This is a genomic window from Pseudomonas sp. 10C3, from assembly GCF_036346185.1.
Lineage (GTDB): Bacteria > Pseudomonadota > Gammaproteobacteria > Pseudomonadales > Pseudomonadaceae > Aquipseudomonas.
Genome location: NZ_JASJVE010000007.1, coordinates 23,118 through 43,182, shown reverse-complemented (window position 1 = coordinate 43,182; position 20,065 = coordinate 23,118). Strand labels below are relative to the sequence as shown.

The following is a 20,065-nucleotide window of genomic DNA, read 5'->3' as shown; positions in this document are numbered from 1 at the left end:
CCATGCAACCCCAACCGATTGCCGAACCGGGAATTCGCGTCAGCCTCGCTGAGCTGATCGAGATGCGCCATCGCGTGCGCGAAGTGCAGTTGTTTTCCACCCCGAGCCAGCGCAGCCCGTTGATCGGCCTGCACCACTCGAAGCTGCGCGGGCGTGGCGTGGACTTCGATCAGGTGCGGGTTTACCAGGCTGGCGACGACGTGCGCACCATCGACTGGCGTGTCACCGCCCGCACCCAGGAGCCGCACACCAAGCTGTTCCATGAAGAGCGCGAACGTCCCATCTTCATTCTGGTGGAACAAAGCCGTCGGCTGTTTTTCGGGTCGGGCCTGATGTTCAAATCGGTCCTCGCCGCTCAGGCTGCGGCACTCATCGGCTGGGCCGCCCTGAGCCATAACGACCGGGTCGGCGGTCTGGTGTTCGGCGACAACGAGCACTATGAGATCAAACCCCGGCGCAGCAAGCAGAGCCTGTTGCAGTTGCTCAACCGGCTGGTGCGGGTCAATCAATCACTGCACACCGAAATTCCCGCCGACCGTGACGCTTTTGGCACCGCCCTGCGCCGCGCCCGTGAAGTGCTGCGCCCCGGCAGCCTGGTGATCGTGATCTGCGATGAGCGGGCGCTGTCCGATGCGGCCGAGCAGCAACTGAGTCTGCTGTCCAGGCATTGCGATCTGCTGCTGTTGCCGCTGTCCGACCCACTGGATCACGCTTTGCCGGCAGCCGGCCTGTTACGCTTCTCCGAACGCGGCGCGCAGTTGGAACTCGACACCCTCAAACCAGACTTGCGCCAGGCCTATCGTGCTCAAGGCGAAGCCCGCGTTGCACACTGGGAATTACTCGCGCAAAAACTGCGTGTGCCATTGATGCCACTGAGCACACAGAGCGAAATGGTCGAGCAGCTGCGCGAATACCTGAATCCCCAGCGTCCCGGTAAACAACCATGAATAACCTGGAGCAATTGCAACCGCTGATCCCTCCCGCGGCGGTCAGCCTCTGGCCACCGGCGCCGGGCTGGTGGCTGCTTTTGTTCTTACTTCCAGTGGCGGCGTGGTGGCTGTGGCGTTTGCGTCGTTACTGGCCCGGCAAGCGCCCGGTCAGCCGTGCCGAGCAACCCCTGGATCCGTTGAGGGTCGCGGCCCTGGAAGAACTCGCCGGACTGCCCAAGCCTTACGACGGAGCACCTGCTGGCGCCTGGCTGCAGCAAATCAACGCGTTGCTCAAGCGCCTGTGCCGCAACCACTATCCCTACAGCCAAAGTCACACCTTGAACGGCCGCAAGTGGCTGGCCTTTCTCGACAACCGGTGTCCCGCTGCGGGCCTGACCCGCTGGATGGTGCTGGTCGAAGGCGCGTACAAACCGGAGTGCAAACTCGATGACAAAGCTATCACCGGCCTGAATCAGGCGGTCGACACCTGGATTCGCAAACATGTTTGAGTTCGCCTGGCCGTGGGTCTTCGCCCTGCTGCCTCTGCCCTGGCTGATGAGGATACTGTTGCCTGTGGCAGACAGCGGTGAAGCAGCACTCGAGGTCAGTTTTCTCAGCGAGCTGGAAGGTCTGGCCGGACGTCGGGCACGGACCAGTTTGCCTGGGTGGCGGCAACAGGCACCACTCATTCTGCTATGGCTGTTATTGCTGATGGCCGCTGCCCGTCCAGAGTGGCTGGGTGAGCCGCTGCCAATTGCTGCCAGTGGCCGCGACTTGTTAGTGGCCGTTGATGTCTCCGGTTCCATGGACTACCCCGACATGCACTGGAACGGCGATGAGGTCAGCCGCTTGACCCTGGTCAAAAATTTGCTGGGAGACTTTCTCGAAAGTCGTGAAGGTGATCGTGTTGGCCTGATCCTGTTTGGCAGCAAGGCCTATCTTCAGTCACCTCTGACCTTCGACCGACACACCGTGCGTATCTGGCTGGATGAAGCACGGATTGGCATCGCCGGAAAAAACACAGCCATCGGCGACGCCATCGGCCTGGGTCTCAAGCGTCTGCGTCTGCGCCCGGCACAAAGCCGGGTGTTGGTGCTGGTCACTGACGGCGCCAACAACGGCGGCGAAATCGATCCGCTGACCGCCGCGCGCCTGGCCGCCAATGAAGGGGTCAAAATCTACCCGATTGGCATCGGTGCCGACCCGGAACAAGGCGCAACGCTAGGCATGCCGGGATTGAACCCGAGCCTGGACCTGGACGAGCCCACCCTTAAACACATTGCCGACATCACCGGGGGCACATATTTTCGTGCCCGCGACGGCCAACAATTGCAAAAAATCAGACAAACACTCGATACCCTGGAGCCGGTCGCCCAACAGCCTACCCAAGCACGCTCGACCCAGGCGTTGTATCACTGGCCGCTGGCCGGCGCGCTGCTATTGAGTATGCTGTTGGTTATCCGCGAACGCTTTCCGAACAACCTGCTGCAACGCTTCTTCAAGCAGAAAGTTTTTCTGCCGTCGAATGAGCAATGGCGTCAGCGACTCAAGCGTTTGCGGAGGCGTCGATGATCACATTCTGGCCGCACTGGCTCAGGCCTTGGTGGTTGCTGCTACTACCGCTGCTGGGCTGGTTGCTGTGGCAACTCTGGCACCGACAAAAACGTGCAGGACGCTGGCAGATGATCTTGCCTGTGGCTTTCCACGCGGTACTGCTCGGAGGCGGCAGTGGTCGAGACAGCAAATTGCCGTGGGTTGCGCTGGGCCTGGCCTGGACCCTCGCCGTGCTGGCGTTGCTCGGACCGAGTTGGCAGCACGTCGAGCAATCCAGCCAGAAGCCCGCCGACCCGTTGGTCGTGTTGCTCGAGTTGACCCCGGAAATGCTCGCCACCGACACTCCGCCGACTCGCCTGGAGCAGGCGCGACGTAAACTGCTCGACCTGTTGCAGAGCCGCAGCGATTCGCAAACGGCGATCATCGTCTATGCCGGTAGTGCTCACACCTTGGTGCCGCTGTCTGACGACCTGACCACCAGTCGTAACCTGCTCGACGCGCTCAAGCCCTCTATCATGCCTGAAGCCGGCCACCGCGCCGATCTGGCGGTAACCAACGCACTTGCCCTACTTAAGCAAAGTGCGCAGGGCCAAGGGCGCTTGCTGTTGATCGGCTCGTCACTCGGCGAACAGGAACGCCAAGGCATCCGCGAGGCTTTGAGCCGACAGTCTAACCCGCTGCTGATCCTCGGCGTTGGCACCGCCGACGGTGCGCCGGTCATGCAGGAAAAAGGGGGCTTTCTCAGAGACCCACAAGGCGCGATCCTCCTGCCTCGCCTGGACAGCCCAAGCCTGAAAGACTTCGCCAACCAGATCGACGGGCGCTATCGTCAGGCCTCCCTGGATGACTCCGACCTGCGAGGACTGGGCCTGTTCGACAGTCCGCAAAGCCTGCGCAGCGATGGCCAGACCGTGCATCTGGACAGCTGGGACGATCAGGGTCCGTGGCTGCTGCTGCCACTATTATTGCTCGCGGCCTGCGCCGGGCGCCGAGGCTGGTTGTTGTGCCTGCCGCTGTTATTCATGCTTCCACAGCCCAGCTATGCTTTCGAGTTCAACGACCTGTGGTTGCGGCCCGACCAGCAGGGCCAGCGCCTGCTCGAACAAGGTCGGCCTGCCGAAGCTGCACAACACTTCAAGGACAGCCAATGGCAAGGTCTGGCGCTGTACCAGGCCGGCGACTACGCCAGTGCCGCTCAGCGATTTGCTGAAGGCAACAACGCCGCCGACCACTATAATCGCGGCAATGCGCTGGCCAGGGCTGGCGAACTGGAAGCCGCGCTGGATGCCTATGAACAGGCCCTGGAACGCCAGCCCGATTTGCAACCGGCTTTGAAAAACAAGGCGCTGGTCGAGCGTTTGCTGGAACAGGACAAGCAGCAACAGGCCTCCAACCCCAACAAGCCGGACGGCAGCAAAAAAGACGACATCGGCGAAAGTCCACAAGCTGGCGCGGCGACAGCACCGCAGAATCCAAATCAGCCGCTACCCCCATCAGGCGACGACAGCAGCGCCAATAACAACACCGTCACCAGCAACCCGAACAGCCCGGCTGGCGGCAACGACGTACCTGGCTCACAACTGGGCGATGAAAACACCACCCGACCACCGATAAAACCCGCCGACACCGCCCTCGACGGAGAACGACGACAAGCTCTGGAACAATGGTTGCGACAGATCCCGGACGATCCCGGCGAATTGTTGCGACGTAAATTCTGGTATGAACAGCAACAGCGTCAGGAACAAACCCGATGAGTCGCCCGTACACTTTATTGATCAGCCTCATGCTAGGTCTTATGACGCTGTCGGCTCAGGCTGCAGAGCTGGTGGCCAGCGTCGATCGCGCACGCCTGAACTCCGGCGAAACCGTAGAGCTGACCCTGGAATCCAATGACGTCACGTTGTTCGGCAAACCCGATCTGACCGTGCTGGAGGTTAACTTCGACGTACACGGCACGCGGCAGATCAACCACCTGACCACCCTGGACGGCGGCGCTCAAGCCACCACCCGCTGGATCATTACCCTGCTGCCGAAGCAGAACGGCACCGTGGTCATCCCCTCGTTGCAACTGGGCGAGCTGAAAAGTCAGCCGATCACATTGCAAGTGGTACAAAGCGAAGCCCAGGACCAAGAGACGCTGGCGCCCGTGTTCATCGACGCCAGCCTCGATCAGGAAAACGTCTACGTTCAAGCTCAGGTCGTGCTGACCCTGCGCGTCTATCACTCGGTCGCACTGTTCGATGACAGCAACCTGACGCCTCTGCAGATCCCGGATGCACGGATCGAAAAACTCGGTGATTCGCGCACCTATGAAAAACTGATCAATGGCATTCGCCACGGTGTCATTGAGATACGCTATGCGATTTATCCACAGCACAGCGGTGAGTTGCTGATTCCCGCGCAAGTCTTCAGTGCAACGTTGGTGCAGGACGCTCAAGCCCAGAATCAGGGACAGGCTCAGGGTGTCAACCCGACGGGGCCGAAGCCAGGCAAGCAGGTGCACGTCAGCTCCGCCGAAATCCCCCTGTGGATAAAACCCCAGCCCACCGACTACCCTGCCGACGCCCCATGGTTGCCCGCACGCAGCGTGAGCCTGAGCGAAGCCTGGAACCCGGAACCGGAACCGGAACACATCCTGCTCGGCGACTCCCTGACCCGTAGCCTGACGATCCGCGCCGAAGGCTTGTCGAGCGCGCAACTGACGCCACTGCCCAGCACCGACGTCAGCGGCCTGCGTCGCTACCCCGACCAACCTCAACTGGCCAACCTGACCAGCGAGCGGGGCCTGATCGGCAGCCGCGAAGAACGTGAAGCCCTGGTGCCTACACGCACAGGCGCAATCGACTTACCGGCAGTGGACGTGGTCTGGTGGAACACCCTTGACGATCATCTGGAACACAGCAGTCTCCCCGCACGCACCCTTCAGGTGGTGAATAACCCGAGTCTGTCTCTGAACACTCCGGTGAGCACCGATGCGAACGGCATGACCATCGCAGGGCAATCGTTGTGGCCATGGCAACTGAGTACATTACTTCTGGCCTGCACTACCCTGCTCGGCTTTGGCCTATGGTGGCGCGCGCGTTGGCAACCGGCAGTGTCGCGGGTTGTGCAAGCGGGTCCGAGCCCACGCACCGTACTTGATGAACTCAAACGTGCCAGTCTGTCCAACGATCCGCAGGCGACCCGCCAGGCGCTGGATGCCTGGGCCCGCCAACAACCGGAAACCCTGGCCGACATGGCTGCACGTTTCGTACCCTTGTCCGACGCCCTCGACGGCCTGAACGGCGCGCTGTACAGCGAGGCAGGCCAGTACTGGCAAGGTGAAGAACTGTGGCGCGCCGTGCGTACATTGCCAGCAGGTGAGCGGGTTCAGAATCCGGCCACCGACACCAGCCTGCCGCCGCTGTACCCGAAATAATTTTGAATATCTGCGGTTTTTATTCGATCTTCATTGACTGACCCGGCCTCTTCGCGGACAAGTCCGCTCCTATCAGGCTGTACAAGGATTCCCCATGCGTTTGTTCCACACCTCCGACTGGCACCTTGGCCAGAACCTGCATGGCCAGGAGCGAGACTTCGAACACGCCTGCTTTCTGACCTGGCTGCGGGGCCGCCTGGTCGACCGCCAGCCTGACGTACTGTTGATCGCGGGGGACATTTTCGACACCGTCAACCCGCCAGTCAAAGCCCAGGAGCGCCTGTACGACTTCATCGTCAACGCTCACGAACAGCTGCCGCTGCTGACCATTGTGATGATCGCTGGCAACCACGACTCCGGCTCGCGCATCGAACTGCCCGCACCACTGATGCGCCGTTTGCGCACCCATGCCCTGGGACGGGTGTTATGGCTCGATGACGGACAACTGGATGCCGAGCGCCTGCTGCTGCCGTTACCCAAGGCCAGCGGCGAAATCGGCGCCTGGTGCCTGGCGCTGCCCTTTCTTCGGCCCGCAGAAGTCACGGGCGCCACCCTGGGCGACGACTACTTGCGCGGTATTGGCCGGGTCCATGAACTGCTGATCGAAGCCGCCAACCTCAAACGCCAGCCGGGACAGGCATTGATCGCCATCAGCCACGCGCACATGGCCGGCGGCTCGGTGTCCGAAGACTCTGAACGCAGCCTGATCATCGGCAACGCCGAGGCCCTGCCCGCCAGCCTGTTCGGTCCGAGCATCACCTACGTTGCCCTTGGCCACTTGCACAAACCGCAGAAGGTCAACGGTGAAGATCGCATCCGCTACAGCGGCTCGCCGATCCCGCTATCGTTTTCGGAGATCGGCTATCAGCATCAGATTCTCGAAATCAATTGCGACGGCGATCAGTTGATCAGCGTCGAACCCTGCTTGATTCCTCGCGCAGTCAATCTGCAACGCGTCGGTCCTGCACCTATGGCGGAGTTATTGGTGCAACTAGCGTCCCTGCCAAATATCGATCTGCTGGCGGACATCGAACGCCAACCCTGGCTGGAGGTTCGGGTGCGCCTCGACGAACCGCAACCGGACCTGCGCCAGCAAATCGAAACCGTGCTGCAGGGCAAGGCCGTGCGTTTGGTCCGCATCGCCACCGAATATGCGGGCAACGGCGGCGCCGAGGGCGATGACAGCGGCAACGGCCTGATCGACCTTGACCAACTCAGTCCCCTGGAACTGTTCAGCCGCGCCTGGCAGGACAGCTACGGCAGCGAGGTCGACGAACAAACCCTCAAGGATTTCGCCACGCTCTTGCAGGACGTACAACTGGAGAGCGAACAGCCATGAAAATTCTCGCCATTCGCCTGAAAAACCTTGCCTCCCTCGCGGGTCCGTTCGAGCTGGATTTCACCGCTGAACCATTGGCCAGTGCTGGCTTGTTCGCCATCACTGGACCGACCGGGGCCGGCAAAAGCACCCTGCTCGACGCGCTGTGCCTGGCGTTATTTGGCGCCATCCCACGGCTGAGCAATGTCGGTCAGTCCAAAGTGCCGGAAATCGACGGTGATATCAGCACCAACGACCCGCGCACCTTGCTGCGGCGCGGCACTGGCAGCGGCTACGCCGAAGTGGATTTCGTCGGCATCGACAGCCGTCGTTACCGTGCCCGCTGGGAAACCAACCGCGCACGGGACAACGCCAGCAAAAAACTCCAGGCAAGCCGCCAGACCCTGACCGATCTGGACAGCGAACAGGTGTTGAGCAGCCAGAACAAAACCGAATACAAAACCATGCTCGAAGCGCGCCTGGGCCTGAACTTCGAACAGTTCACCCGCGCCGTCATGCTGGCGCAAAGCGAGTTCAGCGCCTTCCTCAAGGCCGATGACAAAGAGCGCAGCGAGCTTCTGGAAAAGCTCACTGACACTGCGATCTACAGCCAACTGGGCCGGCGCGCCTACAGCAAGAGCAAGGAAGCGGAAAAGGTCCATGAAGATCTGAAAGCACTGGCCACCGGTGTAACACCGCTAGCGCCAGAGGCCCGCGCCGAACTCGACCAGCGTTTCAACGAAGCCCAACAACAGCTGAAAACTCAGCAAGCGCAACTCAAGCAACTCGAGCTTCAGCACCACTGGCTCAAGGCCCTGCATCAGTTGCAGGACGAACAGCAAAGCGCTGCCGAACAACTGCAACAGGCCCAATTGCAGTGGGACGGCCAGAGCGCCGAACGTCTGAAGCTGGCCCAACTGGAACACCTCGCGCCGCAACGTCACCCGTTCGCTCGCCAGGCCGAACTGAATGCCCAGCTCAGCCCGCTGGTGGCGCAGATTCAGCAACATCGACAGCTGCAGATCGAACGTCAAGCCCAGCAGACACAGCTTGAGAAAACCCAGGTCGATGCCCACGCAGCGTTGCTCAACGCTCAGCAGCAGCAGACCGACGCCACACCGCTGTTACGTCAAGCCTTCGAAACCCAAAGCACCGTCGCGCGCTTGATCGACGAACTGAACCAGACCACTGAACTCAAACAACAGGCGGAGCAACAGTGCATTCAGGGACAAAGCGCCCTGCAAGGCCTGCTTGACCAGCAACACCAAGTAGCCGAGCGCCTGCAGCGAATTGCCGGACAGCTTGAGCAGAGCAGCGCATTGGCTCCGCTCAGCGAAGCCTGGAATGCCTACCGCGAACGCCTGAAGCAAGTGATGCAGATCGGCAGCCGCTTGAAACAGGGCCAAATCGAGTTGCCGCAGCTTGAGCAGCGTGCCGCCAGCGTCAGCCAACATCTCACCGAGCAACGTAGCGCCCTGGAGCTGCTGTACCACGAAGCCGGTGCCGAAGCGCATGCCGTCGCTGAGCAAATCCAGATCCTCGGCAGCCTGCTGCAAGACAATCGCAAACAGCAACGGGCCTTCGAAGACCTTGCGCGTTTATGGACCGAGCAGCAGGAACTCGACACGCGTTCGCTGGCGCTTGCACAGAAACAGCAGCATGCCCAGCAACAGCGCGAGCACCTCAACCGCGAGGGGATTCAGGCCAAGGATGAACTCAAGGTCGCCGAGCAAACCCTGGCAGTCACTCAGCAACTGCTGGAGCGCCAGCGCCTGGCTCGTAGCGCCAGCGTTGAAGAATTGCGCGAACAGTTGCAGGACGATCAACCGTGCCCGGTGTGTGGCAGTCGCGAGCATCCGTATCATCAGCCTGAAGCCCTGCTGCAAAGCCTGACCCGGCATGACGAAAGCGAAGAAGCCAACGCCCTGAAAGCTGTGGACACGCTGAAAGAAAAACTGGTCGACCTGCGTACCTGCGTCAGTGGGTTGATCGCTCAGCAAAAAGAATTCCTGCACCAACAGGAGCAATTGACCACACAGCAACGCGCCTTGACCCCGAGTCTCGAGGCTCATCCGCTCAGCACCCGACTCCTGGAGCAGGACGCGGCCAAGCGCGACGGCTGGCTGAGCCAGCAGTTAAGTCAGCTGTCTCAAAACATCACCCAGGATGAACAGCGCCAGAGCGCATTGCTCAAACTGCAACAAGACGCCGGGCGCCTGCAGCAACAACTGCAAAGCGCCACAGAAGCAAGCCAGACCGTTACTCAACATGTGGCCGAACAGCGGCGCCAACTGGCCAGCGACCATGAGCGACTGGAAGAAGAACTGGCGGCTTTCACCCCACTGCTGCCCGCCGACATCCTCAATGGCTTGCGCAACGAAGCCGCAGCGACGGTCATTCAGCTCGATCAGCAAGTGACCCAGCGCCTGGACCAGCTTGAGCAGCAACGCGATGAGCTGCTTGAACAGAGTGGACGTCAGCAAAAAATCGAGCAGGAGCAGTTCCAGCAACACGCCCGCGCAAAGCACCTGGAAGACCTGCAACAACGTTTCGCCGCCCTCGCCCAGCAGCAGCACACCAGCCAGCAAACGCTCGCTGAACTGCTGGGTGGCCAAGCCGGTGAACAGCGCAGCGCTGAACGTTGGCAGCAACAACTGGAACACGCCGTCGAACAGGCGCGTCACGTCGAAAGCGCCGCCAGCCAAGCGTTGCAGGACGTACGCAGCCAACTGATCGAACTCGCCGCCGAACTCAAAGCCAGGCAGGAACGCCTGCAAAGCCTGGAGCAAGAGCGCAGCGAGCTGAGCGCCAGGATTGCCGAATGGCGCAGCCGCCATAGCGAGCTGGATGACAGTGCTCTCGAACAGTTACTGAGCGTCGACGATGAACACGTCAGCCAACTGCGCCAACGCCTGCAGCACAGTGAAAAAGCCATCGAGCAAGCCAAGGTCCTGCTGCACGAGCGCGAACAGCGCCTGCACAGCCATCAAGCGCAAGCCAATGGCAACCTTGGCGCCGAGCAACTGGACAGCGCCTTGAGCGAGCTGCAGGGGCAGTGCGCCGCCAGCGAACACCTCAATGCCGACCTGCGCGCCCAACAAGCCGACGATCAACGCCGCCAAGACGCCAATCAAGCGTTGGCGCAACAGATTGCCGACGCCTATGCCCAGTATCAACGCTGGGCGCGCCTGGCCACGCTGATCGGTTCGGCCGAAGGCGACAAGTTCCGCAAGATCGCTCAGGCCTACAACCTTGACCTGCTGGTTCACCATGCCAACGCACAGCTGCGGCAACTGGTGCGCCGTTATCGCCTGAAGCGCGGCGGCAGCATGTTGGGCTTGCTGGTAATGGATACCGAAATGGGCGATGAACTGCGCTCGGTGCATTCGTTGTCCGGTGGCGAGACCTTCCTCGTGTCGTTGGCCCTGGCCCTGGGCCTGGCGTCAATGGCGTCGAGCACGCTGAAAATCGAGTCCCTGTTCATCGACGAAGGCTTCGGCAGCCTCGACCCGGAATCCCTGCAACTGGCCATGGATGCCCTCGACGGCCTGCAAGCCCAAGGGCGTAAAGTGGGGGTGATTTCTCATGTGCAGGAAATGCACGAGCGAATCCCCGTGCAGATTCAGGTGCGGCGCCAAGGCAATGGTTTGAGTACGATTGAGGTCAGCAATTGATAAACCGACAGGCAGCCCCCATTTCCTGTGTCAGACAAAACTGCCAAGCGGAATTTCTGTACCCTACACACCCACGGCGCGACCCGTTGCGCCACCTCAAATGAGAAGGTAACTCCCCGTGTCCAATTCAAAAGTATTTTTCGACATCACCGCCAACGACGAGCCAATGGGTCGCATCGTGATGGAACTTCGCGAAGACGTGGCACCGAAAACCGCTGAGAACTTCCGTGCCCTGTGCACCGGCGAGAAAGGCGACGGCCTGCACTACAAGGGCTCTTCGTTCCACCGCGTGATCAAAGACTTCATGCTGCAAGGCGGTGACTTCACCAACCACAACGGCACCGGCGGCAAGTCGATCTACGGCGAAAAGTTCAAGGACGAGAACTTCACCCTGAAGCACACCGAGCCAGGCGACCTGTCCATGGCCAACGCAGGCCCGAACACCAACGGCAGCCAGTTCTTCATCACCACCATCGTCACCAGCTGGCTGGATGGCAAACACGTGGTATTCGGTAAAGTCATCGAAGGCATGGACGTTGTGAGGGCCATTGAAGCACTGGGCTCGCAATCAGGCAAAACCAGCAAAAAAGTCGTGATCGCCGACTGCGGCCAACTGCCTGCCGAAGCGTAAAGAGACCCGTTGCTGAGCGCAGTGAACACCGCGACGCCGATTCTTTACTCTTTCCGGCGCTGCCCCTACGCCATGCGTGCGCGCATGGCGTTGTTTTACGCGGGCTGCGCACTGGACATTCGCGAAGTCAGCCTCAAAGAAAAGCCGCCGCACATGCTTGCCTATTCACCCAAAGGCACTGTGCCCGTCCTGATCTGTGAGGGAGGACGCGTGATCGACGAGAGTCTGGGCATCATGCGCTGGGCACTGGCGCTCAACGACCCCGATGACTGGCTGCTGGCAAATGACCCGCAGGCCCAGAGCGACATCGGGGCATTGATCGAAGAAAACGATCACGTCTTCAAGCACCATCTGGATCACTACAAATACGCGGTCCGCCATCCTGAACACTCGCAGGAACACTACCGCGACCTGGGTGCACTGTTTTTGCAAAAGCTCGAAAAACGCCTGCTACAACGGACCTTCCTGGCCGCTGAGCACGTGACCCTGGCCGACATCGCCCTGGCGCCCTTCGTGCGGCAGTTCTGCTACGTCGACCCCGACTGGTTCTGGCAAAGCCCCTACCCTCGCCTACAGGCCTGGTTACAGCGCTTTCTCGCGTCAGAGCTGTTCATGGGTGTGATGACCAAGCCGGTCTGACACATGGCCAACGCCCTTTACTTAGCCGACAAGTATCGCTTCATCGTCTTCAGAGTGGTTACCTTCGCCATATGAGCGCACTCAGGACACCAATGGCCATTACGTATGATTGACAGATTGGTGTGCCAGCCATGCCCTCGTTCGCACAACCAGTGCATTTTTGTGTGGCAGTTCTCGTATTTGGTGGACAGGCATTTCCCACCTCTTGCTCGCGCGGCCTGATGGGCATCGTCGAGGCTTAGCCTGCTCTTTGGACACCGTTTGCACCAACCACCCTGTCTGATAGTCCCCATCGGGGCAAGCCAGCGATGTCCGTTCTGGCATTGCCATTGAAGCTTTATTTGGGCATTTACATACTCAGTGGACAGGCATGTTCCTCCTTTTGCCGCTGCTGCCCGATGCGCGTCATCAAGGGTGAGTGTCTTCGCCTTCAGGTGGCATGTCACACACCAGCTGCCATGCAAGGCGCTCGCCCCCAACCTCATCCACTCATGCCCGGCATCGCAACGAAAGCGATAGTGATGCTTTACGCCCAGGTACTTCTGGTCAAGGCAGACTCCGCCATGGCGTTCGGCCACTTCACGCAACCTTGCCAGTCCGTCCACCCCCTTTTCATGGATAAGTCTGGGCTGGATCGCGCACTCATGGCACCACGCGCCGCCCATGATATTGACACCTAGAGACTCCCATACGTGCCCTTGGGCACAGCGAAAACCATACCGTTGACGGGTACTGGTGTAAGCATCAGCCAAACATACCCCGCCGTGCTGCGCAGCGATCTGCTGCAAACGGGTCAGTCCGTCGGAGAACCCCTTGAGGTTTCTGGCCTTGTCTCGCTTGCAGAGGCTGCAATCAGGGTGTAAGCCCATGGTCGAAGATTTACGTTGCCACGTGTGCCCCTGCGAACAACGAAAGTTATGGGGCACGCCATCACCCAGCCACTGCTCATCCAGCCACGTCACCCCGGCCTCCAGGGCAATGGCGCGGACCCGCTCCGTAAAGCGATCCTGAATACACGCCTGACAACTCTCCTGGCTTCGGCTCATCCGTCTCGGGGTCTTGAGAAAAACATGCCCTTTAGAACAAACAAAACGATGCAACTCGTTCCAGCCCAGCCACGTACTTTCCAGGCACCCTAACTGCTGTCGGTCAGCGGCGGCACGCAAGGATTCGGTTTGATCGAGGACAGGGTGTTTGGCCGTTGACATGGCAGTGCGTCGCCTACAAAAAAGTTCGGAAGAACTGCAAGATGCGGCGACACAGGAATGGTTTCAATGAGGGGGATACAGGTAGGGAGTTGTCTTGCGAAGTTTGAGGATGGGTCCTACGTGCATTGGCGTGAGAGCGTCCAGCCGGCATCAATATCCGTACCTAGGCGGGAATCTCGACAGCGACGGATGGGTTTTCGCCCACTCTTTGGCGTAGGCTTTGCCGGCGTCTATTTGTTCGGGGGTCATTTTGGCGGCGACACTTGGCAGTACTTGCCCTCCGTAGCCGGGCGATGACGGCCTTCTACCGGGGTCCGCTTCTGCCATGAGCAGTGTCAGACCATAGGCTTTTACCATATCAAGCGGGTAGCCGACTTCGTCGGGCATATGAGCAGTCCACGCGGCGTAACTAGACATAGAACCAAAGTGACCGGCCTCGGCTGCTTTTTCTGTCCAATAACCAGCACCTTTGAGATCTCCAAATTTTTGCAGTAAATCGGCATAGCTACTCATACCCGGCGCATAGCCACTTTCCGCCGAGGCCCGGTACCATTTCTCGATTTCCTTTTTCCGGTTGCCGGGGATCAGAAAAGTGCCAACACCTTCTTTATATAAAGAGCCGAGCCATTCCTGCGCATCAGGGAAGCCGGACTCCGCTGCTTTGACTAACCAATCAAAATGACCGCTTATCATGAAAAGTTGCTGCATGGCCTCACCATCCCCCTGAGCGGCTCTTTCTTTGGCCAGTGAGCGAGCGCTTTCCAGCCACTTTTGAGGTGTTTTTATATCAGGCGGACAATTCTCCATGATGTGACAAAGGTCATCACCTTTATCGGCCAACCGCATCATGGCGTAAATATCACCTTTTTCGGCGGCGGCTTCGTACAGCTCCTGAGCTCTCGGCGTTATAACTTTTTGGTTCCGCCTAAGAATTTCAGCCAAGTAATACTGTGAATCCGTGTCCCCAGCCTCGGCTGATATTTCAAGGAAGGGGCTTGCCTTTGCACTCTTGATCATATTTAAGAAAAATAGACCTTGGCTGCGTGCCTCTTCTTGCTCTGGTGTCAATTGAGCCCAGGCGCAATGACTGAACAGCAACAGCAGGCCGGTTAGTTTCACTGCAACAATCAATATCTTGGCCATGGTGCCAGCTCCGTCCCTGCATCTGGGTTCCAGAATTTTGTCTGTGATGCAAAATCACAGGCAGTGTCCATCGCCTCGCCCAATCGACGTCTCGCTTTTCTATAACGTTCCTGCATGATTCTATCTTCTATTTTTTCACCAGCATTTGCCGCCATGAAATTACTCATCCGGTATACATTTTCACAATAAATAAACTTGGGATTATCCGGTTTATTAAAGGATGAAAAACGCAGCACTGCTTTGCCAAACCGCTCTTGCGCCGAGGCCAGGCTTTCATAGCCGATCGTGTTATATGCGCTTGCCGTGGCATTCTCATGGATGGAAGTTAAAATGATTTCGATCGCGTGCTGCTGCAATAAATGGCATTGCTGCGCTGTATACCTCACCGTCCTTGTGCCACCCATATCGCCCTGCGCTTCTACTTCAAACGCCCTTGGCCTTTGAAGTAGCGTATCCAGCAGCGACCCCAACCCCTCTGGCGTCAAGGTTGAATACCACCGCCTCAATTCCTGATCGTCTTGTTTATCAAAAATCTCGTGAGCCATCGGCCCCGCCCGCCCGCCAGCCTTTATCGCGTCATACATCCGACTCACAACGTTATACCCCCTCAAAAAAGCCCACTGCATGTCCACGCCGACCGCACTGAGCAGTTGCAGTTTGCTGAAGTACGCGAAGGCCTCCGGTTGTACCCAGACCATTTTCTTATAGTTGTTTTCAACCAGGGCTTTATTGAAGATATCCAGGATCTGAATAATGGCCTTGTAGCCCACGACGAAGTTGAAGGCGCCTTGCACGCCGGGGCCGGCAATGATGGCGGCGTTCATGCGCAGGATCACGTAGCCGTTTTGCAGGGACAGGTTAAGCCCGGCCTTGGTGCCGACACCCAATGCGGCGGAGGCGTCGATGCCCAAGGTGGCGAGTTCCAGCCAACCGTCATTATCGACGTGTTTCTTGAAGATCGGGTGGCGCAGGGTCAGCAGGTCGTCGGGCGGAGTCCAGAGCAGTGAGCCATTGATTTTGACCCCACCTTGTACGCCAGCGAACAGGTTGAACTGTCCGCCGAGGAGGTCGTCGTGGCGGATGTGGGGTCTCAGGCCGGTCTCCGCTCGGCTGAGGCGGCGCTCCGCGTCGCGGCCGGTGTCGAGGCCCAGGTCGTCGTTTTCCTGTTTGTTCGGCCCCACGCGCAGGTTGGCGCTGAGCATCATCGAGGCGCCGGCGAAGCCCCAGGCCTTGATGCTGCCGGTCAGGCAAAACTTTCCGAACGTGACGATACCGTCTGCGACTTTCTGGCCTTGGTCGTCGTTTTCGTTTTTGTAGCTCAGCGTTTTCGGTGTCGCCTCGGCCCTCCCTGGCAGCTCAAACGAGGCCACATCAACTTCGCCCTGCGCCCGATTGACGTCCAGCGTCACGTTGGCCGACGCGCCCAGGCCTTTTTTCAGGCTGACGCTGGGGTCTAGTGTTTGAGTGGCGAGTTGCACGTTGCTCTGGGCCGGGGTCAAGCAGCGGATCAAGCGCGCCTGCGGGCTGTTATCGAATAAGCGCAATGGGCCGAGGATGCTTTTTTTGAACAGGATCTGTTCAAGGTCTTTGCCCCAGGCATCGAAGGTGGCGTCGTCGCGCAGGTTCTCGATGTAGATTTTTTCGGTTTTGATGTAGCGCTTGAACGTTTCGGGCTGGAAGAAGCCGTTGCGGTCGAACCAGCCGGCCTGGATTTCAACGGGCCGAGCGTCGTTCATTCTCAGCCAGGAGGTGAACAGATCCGGGTCGGCACTGGTATTGCCCGCAGTCACTCTGACGGTGGGATCTTTGGCTTGGGCCAGTGCTTTGTTCAGGTCGTCCTTGAGCAGGTCGCGGGTGCTTTGGTTGAGGTGGTTGAGTACGTCGGTGAGGCTCAAGTGACGCAGGCGCGTGCGCTCGGTGGGCACGCTGATTTCTCGCAACGGAAAGTTAGTGCGTACCAGTCGTTGTTGCGGTTTTGGCGCAAAGGTCTCGGGGTTCCAGAGCAGGTGGCGTAGGGGTTTTGAGCGTTTGACGAAATCTTCGGCTTTTTTCTTCAGCGCCTGTTCTTGGGCTTCGAGTGCCTGCCACTGCACGGCTTCCGTGGTGAACAGGCTGCTCGGAGGCTGTTGTTTGGCGACATTGACCCAATTGTCGAATGATTTTTCGACGTGTTGATCCAGGGCTGCTTTTTGCCTGAGCCAGGCGTGGTATTTCTCGTACTCCTCGAACCCGTGCTGAATATCCCCGTTGTCGCCTTGCAGAGCGTATTCGGGCAAGGCCAGGCCGTAGGCGGCGGCTTCGAGAAGGGTTTTTACCAGTTCGGAATAATGAAACTTTCCTGTCGAATTCCGTACCCATTGCGCAATGTCCAGTCGCGGTGAAGTGAGGTCACGAGTCGCACTATCAATCTCTGTGAGCAGTTGGGCCTGCTCTCGGGAGAATTGCTCGATTTCTTGCTGGCTGAAATGAGGTTTGCCGAGGTCCACCAGAATCTGGCGCTGTTTGAGATAACGCTGGATGATCTCGCGAGCTTTCATCGCCTCGGCGCTGTACAGATGACCGTCTTCAAAGCTATAGCCGCGTTCGAGGCCGATTTTATGGCCCTTGGCATCGAGTGCAGCCAGTTCGCGGCGTAACGGCAGGGCGGCCTGTTGCTGTTGGTTGACGTGTCTGAGCTGCTCAACCGTGAGACTCGGTACGTGTTTGACGTCCTGCAAGCCCTCTTCGCGTATCCCCAGACGTCCGAGGTCGCGCCCTGTCTGGCCCAACTCATGCTCGATTTCGAGATACCGCTGGCTGTCTTGGGCATCCAGAAAACTGTTGGTTTTGGGTTCGAGAAAAGGCTCCAGCAGGCCCGCGTCATTCAGGGCGTTGATCCGTGAGTCGGGATTAGTGGTCAGCAGCTTCTTTTGTAGACTATCGGCAGCGGCGACCAGCGTATTCAGGGTGTGTTCGCGCAACAGCCAGAAGCGTTCCTGACCGACTTCATAAATAACGTCGGCGTAATGGGTGTCTCGCGTGCACGGCTGCTCGCCGCAGAAATTGACGGTGCAGTGTTCAGGCGGCGCGGCAACGGGGTCGAGGTGCAACACCTCCAGAGCGCTGGTGTCGGGTGCGAGCGCCGGGTTGTCCGCCACGCGCGCGTTGGTGGTGTCCGGCACATTCAATGTCCACCCAGTGCGGATGTAGTTCGGATTGTTGATAAAGGGATTGAGACGTCGTAATTCGTCAACACCGCTGTTCAATCGCTGCGCGAGACCGCTGAGGGTGTCGCCTTCCTGGACGGTATAAATGTGAGTGGTCATGGCTGTAATCCCTGTAGCAGTTGCTCGACCCGACGCTGTGGCCGTTCGCGCGAGGTGAGGATCGGGAGCAGGTCTTCGCGCTCACGCACGTCGCCGTGGGTGATTAGCGCAGAGAGCTGCAACAGGTCACGGTCGATACCGATGCCGTGCTTCACGAAGAAATTGAGGTTGCTGACTGCGCGAGGCAGTTCGTTGTCTGGCACCTGGGCAAAGTGCTGTGGGTTCTGCCGTAGCCAGTGCAGCCAGCGGATGTCCTTGTAGGTCGAGTACAGGGTGTCGGGGAAAACGAGGGGGTATTCGCAGGGCCCTGTGGCGGGTGTTTCGGCTTTCCAGACATGCCACTGACGTGATGCGGGATTAACGCCAGGAACCGGGGTGTAAACCTCACTCCACGGCCCGAACAGGCAGGCGTGTTGCCGGGTGTTTTCCATTGCCAGCGCGGCCCAGATAGCGGGGTCGTGAATCGACAATACGTTCGTCGGGATCATGCTCAGCAATGTTCGGGCATGCGCCAGTGCCTGCGGCGGGTCGGTGCAGGTCAAGGCCATGCCGGCGGGGCGTTGATGACACACCTGCGCCAACCCGTCGATGCACACTGTGTTGACCAAAAACCAGGAGGGCCCTTGGGCCATGTGCGCCTGAAACGGCGTGCCGAACCACAGCCGGTCAACGCTGTACTGCGCGCCTTGCTGCATCAGTACCGTCCATGCGGCAGGCGCGTGGGCGGCTTCGATAAGGAACGCTATCTTCTGCCCCTGTTCCAGTCGAGGGCCGTTCAGGGTGGGACGCTCAAGAAACCGGATGATCGCGTCAGACATAAGCCGTCCTTTGATAGGTCTGCCAGAAAGGACGAAACATGCAGTGGATGACGAACGGGTTCAATGCGGGGGGATACGAAGGAGACGTTTCCGGTGTGGCTTGAGGACAAGTCCTACATCAACGACGGGGGGGTGGGTAACGCCTGTAGCATTTGCTGCCAGTCTGGACTCTGCCGGGGCCGATTTGAACGGCGAAAGCGCCCGCAGGGGCGCGTCCTCAAGCCAGCCTTAAAAACCGCTTCAACTGGTCACTCTGGGCCAGGGCATCGCGTCGGCCCAGTTCGATCAACTCACTGCAATACCCGGTTTCGAACAACAGGTAACTCAGCACGCCGGCGCCGCTGGTTTTAGTCGCGCCCGGGCCGCGCAGGAACATGCGCAAGGCGGCCGGCAACTCGTGCCGATGACGTGCGGCGATTTCGTCCAGCGGCTGGCTGGGCGCGATCACCAGCACGTCGACCGGTGCCAGACCCAACCTGCGTACTGGCTGTTGCAGAGCCAACAAATGACTCAATTCATTGAGACGTTCCAGCAATTCGATGTCGCTTTCCAGGCTGTCGATAAAGGTGCTGTTTAGCATATGCCCGCCAATCTGAGCCAGACTCGGCTGCGCGCCCCGTGTTGGCCGGTGCAGCGGAGCTTTCGCTTCGACACTGCGCGGGTTGCCGCTGACCCCGACCACCAGCACCCGATTCGCCCCCAAGTGCAACGCCGGGCTGATCGGTGCTGATTGACGTACAGCTCCGTCGCCAAAATACTCCTGCTCGATCTTGATCGGCGCGAACAGCAAGGGGATCGCTGAGCTGGCAAGTAAATGATCGACCGTCAGTTGTGCTGGCAAGCCGATACGCCGATGACGCAGCCAGGAGTCGATGGAGTCCTTACCTTGATAAAAGGTCACGGCTTGTCCCGACTCATAACCAAACGCTGTTACTGCCACGGCACGCAGATGCTGGGCTTCGATGGCATGCTCGATACCGCTCAGGTCCATACGGGCGTTGAGCAGGTCACGCAAGGGCGAGCTGTTGAGCAACGCCACGGGGACTCGCGAGCCAATCCCCATCAGATGGTGGCCGACGAAGCGGCCGGCTTGATGGACCACCCCCGCCCAATCGCTACGCAGCACCTGATGACTGCGAAAGCCCTGCCAGAACTCGGTCAATTGGTGAACGGCGGCGCAGAAGTGCGAAGCACCGCTGGCCAACTTGACGGCATTGATGGCCCCGGCCGAGGTGCCGACGATCACCGGAAAGGGATTTGGAGCACCGGCAGGCAACAAATCAGCTATCCCGGCCAGTACGCCGACCTGATAAGCCGCCCGTGCACCGCCACCGGAAAGAATCAGCCCGGTGATCGGTTCTGCGGAAGAGATTTCAGCGGCACTCATGACCGATTTTCTATGGCACGTGAACGCATTTTTTAATTTTC

General features: G+C 59.3%; 14 protein-coding genes. 9 read left to right on the top strand and 5 right to left on the bottom strand.

Going from position 1 to position 20,065, the window contains the following annotated elements; all coding sequences use genetic code 11:
• The first annotated feature begins 2 nt into the window (after positions 1 to 2).
• From QN399_RS08290 to QN399_RS08250, 9 genes are all read left to right on the top strand, one after another.
• On the top strand, positions 3 to 947 hold the full coding sequence (locus QN399_RS08290) for a DUF58 domain-containing protein (RefSeq protein WP_322178255.1): 945 nt from the start codon (positions 3 to 5) through the stop codon (positions 945 to 947).
• Positions 944 to 1,438 (top strand): DUF4381 domain-containing protein, encoded by a 495-nt coding sequence (locus QN399_RS08285; protein ID WP_322178254.1) that lies wholly within the window; start codon positions 944 to 946, stop codon positions 1,436 to 1,438. Before QN399_RS08290 ends, QN399_RS08285 begins: the two co-directional genes overlap by 4 nt.
• Entirely contained in the window at positions 1,431 to 2,501 is a 1,071-nt protein-coding gene (locus QN399_RS08280) for a VWA domain-containing protein (protein ID WP_322178253.1), read from the top strand. Before QN399_RS08285 ends, QN399_RS08280 begins: the two co-directional genes overlap by 8 nt.
• On the top strand, positions 2,498 to 4,237 hold the full coding sequence (locus QN399_RS08275) for a VWA domain-containing protein (RefSeq protein ID WP_330200805.1): 1,740 nt from the start codon (positions 2,498 to 2,500) through the stop codon (positions 4,235 to 4,237). Before QN399_RS08280 ends, QN399_RS08275 begins: the two co-directional genes overlap by 4 nt.
• Positions 4,234 to 5,901: a BatD family protein gene (locus tag QN399_RS08270; protein ID WP_330200804.1), complete on the top strand. Its 1,668-nt coding sequence runs from the start codon at positions 4,234 to 4,236 to the stop codon at positions 5,899 to 5,901. Before QN399_RS08275 ends, QN399_RS08270 begins: the two co-directional genes overlap by 4 nt.
• A gap of 94 nt (positions 5,902 to 5,995) precedes the next feature.
• The gene (locus tag QN399_RS08265; RefSeq protein WP_330200803.1) at positions 5,996 to 7,240 is read left to right on the top strand and encodes an exonuclease SbcCD subunit D C-terminal domain-containing protein; all 1,245 of its coding nucleotides are present in this window, start codon (positions 5,996 to 5,998) and stop codon (positions 7,238 to 7,240) included.
• Positions 7,237 to 10,893: an AAA family ATPase gene (locus QN399_RS08260; protein WP_330200802.1), complete on the top strand. Its 3,657-nt coding sequence runs from the start codon at positions 7,237 to 7,239 to the stop codon at positions 10,891 to 10,893. The genes QN399_RS08265 and QN399_RS08260 overlap by 4 nt, the downstream gene beginning before the upstream one ends.
• 118 nt (positions 10,894 to 11,011) lie before the next feature.
• Positions 11,012 to 11,524 (top strand): peptidylprolyl isomerase, encoded by a 513-nt coding sequence (locus QN399_RS08255; RefSeq protein ID WP_322178248.1) that lies wholly within the window; start codon positions 11,012 to 11,014, stop codon positions 11,522 to 11,524.
• Positions 11,525 to 11,545: 21 nt separating this feature from the next.
• Entirely contained in the window at positions 11,546 to 12,163 is a 618-nt protein-coding gene (locus tag QN399_RS08250; RefSeq protein ID WP_323565853.1) for a glutathione S-transferase, read from the top strand.
• A gap of 17 nt (positions 12,164 to 12,180) precedes the next feature.
• On the opposite strand, the gene QN399_RS08245 is transcribed toward QN399_RS08250, so the two are convergent.
• From QN399_RS08245 to QN399_RS08225, 5 genes are all read right to left on the bottom strand, one after another.
• Positions 12,181 to 13,371 carry a hypothetical protein gene (locus QN399_RS08245; protein WP_330200801.1) on the bottom strand — a complete coding sequence of 397 codons (1,191 nt, stop codon included), beginning with the start codon at positions 13,369 to 13,371 and terminating at the stop codon, positions 12,181 to 12,183.
• 150 nt (positions 13,372 to 13,521) lie between these two features.
• Positions 13,522 to 14,514: a sel1 repeat family protein gene (locus tag QN399_RS08240; RefSeq protein WP_322178246.1), complete on the bottom strand. Its 993-nt coding sequence runs from the start codon at positions 14,512 to 14,514 to the stop codon at positions 13,522 to 13,524.
• Positions 14,499 to 17,819: a LysM domain-containing protein gene (locus QN399_RS08235; RefSeq protein ID WP_330200800.1), complete on the bottom strand. Its 3,321-nt coding sequence runs from the start codon at positions 17,817 to 17,819 to the stop codon at positions 14,499 to 14,501. The genes QN399_RS08240 and QN399_RS08235 overlap by 16 nt, the downstream gene beginning before the upstream one ends.
• A complete protein-coding gene (locus QN399_RS08230; protein WP_330200799.1) occupies positions 17,816 to 18,637 on the bottom strand; it encodes a hypothetical protein in 822 nt (273 codons plus the stop codon). Before QN399_RS08230 ends, QN399_RS08235 begins: the two co-directional genes overlap by 4 nt.
• 217 nt (positions 18,638 to 18,854) lie before the next feature.
• On the bottom strand, positions 18,855 to 20,024 hold the full coding sequence (locus QN399_RS08225; RefSeq protein ID WP_322178243.1) for a patatin-like phospholipase family protein: 1,170 nt from the start codon (positions 20,022 to 20,024) through the stop codon (positions 18,855 to 18,857).
• Positions 20,025 to 20,065 lie beyond the last annotated feature (41 nt).